The organism is Stenotrophomonas pictorum JCM 9942 (genome assembly GCF_001310775.1).
Lineage (GTDB): Bacteria > Pseudomonadota > Gammaproteobacteria > Xanthomonadales > Xanthomonadaceae > Stenotrophomonas > Stenotrophomonas pictorum.
In genome coordinates, this window is record NZ_BAZI01000277.1 from 1 (window position 1) to 3,557 (window position 3,557).

Sequence of the window (3,557 nt, forward strand, 5' to 3'; positions counted from 1 at the left end):
GCTGACCGCCTCGTCCTTGCGGTCGAGCTTCCACAGCGCCAACGCCAGTGTCGGCGGCACCCAGGCCGCGTTCCCGCGGGTGCCTTCGGCGGCGGCAGCCCACAGCGCCAGGGCCGCTTCGGCATCGCCCTGCCGGTACAGATCCCACGCGTGATTCCAGCGGATGGCACGCGCCTGCGCGGAGGTATCGCCCACCGCACCCAGCGCTTCGCCGTAAAGCTTGTTCGCCAGTTCACTGCGACCTTCGGCATAGGCAATGGAGGCCAGCTGCACGCTGGCTTCGACGGCCTTGCGCCCGCGCTCACGCAGTTTCATCAGCTGGTCCACCAGCCCGGGCTGATCGACGGGCAATGCCTGGAGCGGCTTGGCGGCCACGTCTTCATCGAAGTAGAACTCGGCAATCTTGGGCAGGCTTTGCGCCTGCGCCGTCGAAAGCAAAAAACCGGCCAGCAGCACTCCCGCTGCCAGGCGCATTGTCATCCCCATCACTTGCTCCCCCGTATCTCGGTTGTCCCCCACCCTGCCCCCGATCCTAACCTGCACGGCTGCCCATGTGCGACTGCAACACCGGCGGCGGGGAAAACCGCACTGCTACACTTGCCGGCTGCCGGGAGCCTGTGTGAAGGCCTCCGCCGCCAGCCGTTCCTGCAATGGGCCAGCCATGACCAGCACCGCCGAACTTACCTCGCCAGCTTCCGCCAACGATCCCCTGATCGGCGTGCGTGATTCCGATTACACCCTGGAACACAAGTACACGCGCACCGACGGCCGCATCTATCTGAGCGGGGTCCAGGCACTGGTACGCCTGCCGCTGATGCAGCAGCAGCGCGATGCCGCCGCCGGGCTGAACACCGGCGGCTTCGTCAGCGGCTACCGCGGCTCGCCGCTGGGTGGCTTCGACCTGGAGCTGTGGCGCGCGCGCAAGCACTTGGAAGCGGCCAAGGTGAAGTTCGTGCCCGGCCTCAACGAGGACCTGGGCGCGACCATGGTGTGGGGGACGCAGCAGACCAACCTGTTCCCCGGCGCCAACGTCGATGGCGTGTTCGGCATGTGGTACGGCAAGGCCCGGGCGTGGACCGCTGCGGTGACGTGTTCAAACACGCCAATGCCGCCGGCACCTCGAAGCACGGTGGCGTGCTGGCGCTGGCCGCCGACGACCACGCCTGCCGCAGCTCCACCCTGCCGCACGGCAGCGAAGAGGAATTCGTCAGCGCGATGATGCCGGTACTGAACCCGGCCGGCGTGCAGGACATCCTCGACATGGGCCTGGTCGGCTGGGCGATGAGCCGCTACACCGGCCGCTGGATCGGCTTCAAGACCATTGCCGAGACGGTGGAGTCCTCCGCGTCGGTGGACGTCAACCCGTTCGCCCGCCAGGTCCTCCTGCCGGAAGATTTCGAGATGCCGGCCGCCGGCCTCAACATCCGCTGGCCGGACCCGCCGCTGGAACAGGAAATGCGCCTGCACCGTTACGCGGTGAAGGCCGCGCAGGCGTTCGCCCGCGCAAACGGCATCGACAAGGTGGTGATGGATTCGCCGCAGGCGCGGCTGGGCATCGTCACCACCGGCAAGAGCTACCTGGACGTGCTGCAGGCGCTGGAATACCTGGGCCTGGACGAGAAGGCCTGCGCCGACATCGGCATCCGCGTCTACAAGGTGGGCATGACCTGGCCGCTGGAGCCGCAGGGCATCGGTGAGTTCGCCCGCGGCCTGGAAGACATCGTCGTGGTGGAGGAGAAGAAGGCCTTCATCGAGCGGCAGATGAAGGAGTACTTCTACAACTGGCCGGCCAACTGGGGGGCGCGCCCGTCCATCGTCGGCAAGTACGACGAGCAGGGCCAGTGGATCCTGCCGTCCACCGGCGAGCTGACCCCGGCCACGATTGCCGGCGTGATCGGCCGCCGCATCCAGCGTTTCTTCAACACCGAGTCGATTGAAGAACGCCTGCGCTGGATGGACGTCAAGGAAGCCGAGATGGCGCTGCCGCGCGCGCAGTTCCCGCGCGTGCCACATTACTGCTCCGGCTGCCCGCACAACACCTCCACCAAGGTGCCCGAAGGCTCGCGTGCGCTGGCCGGCATCGGTTGCCACTACATGGTGACGTGGATGGACCGCGACACCGACACCTTCACCCACATGGGCGGCGAAGGCGTCACTTGGGCCGGCCAGGCCGCGTTCACCGACACCGGGCACGTGTTCCAGAACCTCGGCGACGGCACCTATTTCCACAGCGGCTCGCTGGCGATCCGCCAGGCCATCGCCGCGGGCGTCAACATCACCTACAAGATCCTCTACAACGATGCGGTGGCGATGACCGGCGGCCAGCCGGTGGACGGCACCCTGACCGTGCCGCAGATCGCCCACCAGATGCGTGCCGAAGGCGTGCACACCATCGTGCTGCTGTCCGATGACATCCAGAAGTGGAAGTCGCGTCGTCACGAGTTCCCGAGTGATGTGGAATTCCACGACCGCGCCGAGCTCGATGCCGTGCAGCAGCAGCTGCGCACGGTAAAGGGCACCAGCATCCTAATCTTTGAACAGACCTGCGCCACCGAGAAGCGCCGCCGCCGCAAGCGCGGCAAGATCGTCGACCCGGCCAAGCGCACCATGATCAACTCGCTGGTCTGCGAAGCTGCGGTGACTGTGGTGAGAAGAGCTTCTGCGTGTCGGTACTGCCGAAGGAAACCGAGTTCGGACGCAAGCGCGACATCGACCAGTCCAACTGCAACAAGGACTTCACCTGCACGACGGGCTTCTGCCCGAGCTTCGTCACCGTGCACGGCGGCCAGCTGCGCAAGGGCAGCAAGAGCAAGGCTGCCAGCCTGCTCGACAACCTGCCGGCGCCGACCTTCCGCACCGATTTCTCGCAGCCCTGGAACATCCTGATCACCGGCGTCGGCGGCACCGGCGTGGTGACCATCGGCGCGCTGCTCGGCATGGCCGGCCACCTCGAAGGCAAGGGCGCCAGCGTGCTCGACCAGACCGGCCTGGCGCAGAAGGGCGGCGCGGTGACCACCCATATCCGCATCGCCAACCGCCCGGCCGACATCCACGCCGTGCGCATCGCCGCCGGTGAAGCCGACCTGGTGCTGGGCTGCGACATGGTGGTGGTCAACGACTACTGGGCGCTGTCCAAGGTGCGCGGCGAGCGCACCCAGGTGGTGTTGAACACCTACGAAGCGATGCCCGGCACCTTCACCACGCACCCGGACATGCAGTTCCCGGCCGCCGACATCATTGCCGGGGTGAAGCTGGCACTGGGCGGTCGCGACCCGATCCTGCTCGACGCCACCCAGCTGGCCACCGCGCTGCTCGGCGACGCGATCGCCTCCAACCTGTTCATCCTCGGCTTCGCCTGGCAGCAGGGGCTGGTGCCGCTGTCGCTGGAATCGCTGATGCGCGCGGTGGAGCTCAACGGCGCCGCCGTGGCCATGAACCAGACCGCGTTCGCCTGGGGCCGCCTGGCCGCGATCGATCCGCAGGCCGTGCAGCAGGCTGCCGGCCTGATCCACAACGCGCCGACCGAGGCCGAGCGCAAGCCGCATGCACTGCGCGAA

At 67.3% G+C, this 3,557-nt stretch carries 1 protein-coding gene and 1 pseudogene; one reads left to right on the forward strand and one right to left on the reverse strand.

Going from position 1 to position 3,557, the window contains the following annotated elements:
• Nucleotides 1–486: tetratricopeptide repeat protein (locus JCM9942_RS12325; RefSeq protein WP_157722912.1), on the reverse strand; the 486-nt coding region annotated here is incomplete at its 3' end.
• Between the two features lie 175 nt (nt 487–661).
• On the opposite strand from JCM9942_RS12325, the pseudogene JCM9942_RS12330 reads away from it, so the two are divergent.
• Nucleotides 662–3,557 (forward strand): annotated as a pseudogene (locus JCM9942_RS12330) (indolepyruvate ferredoxin oxidoreductase family protein); the annotation flags it as partial.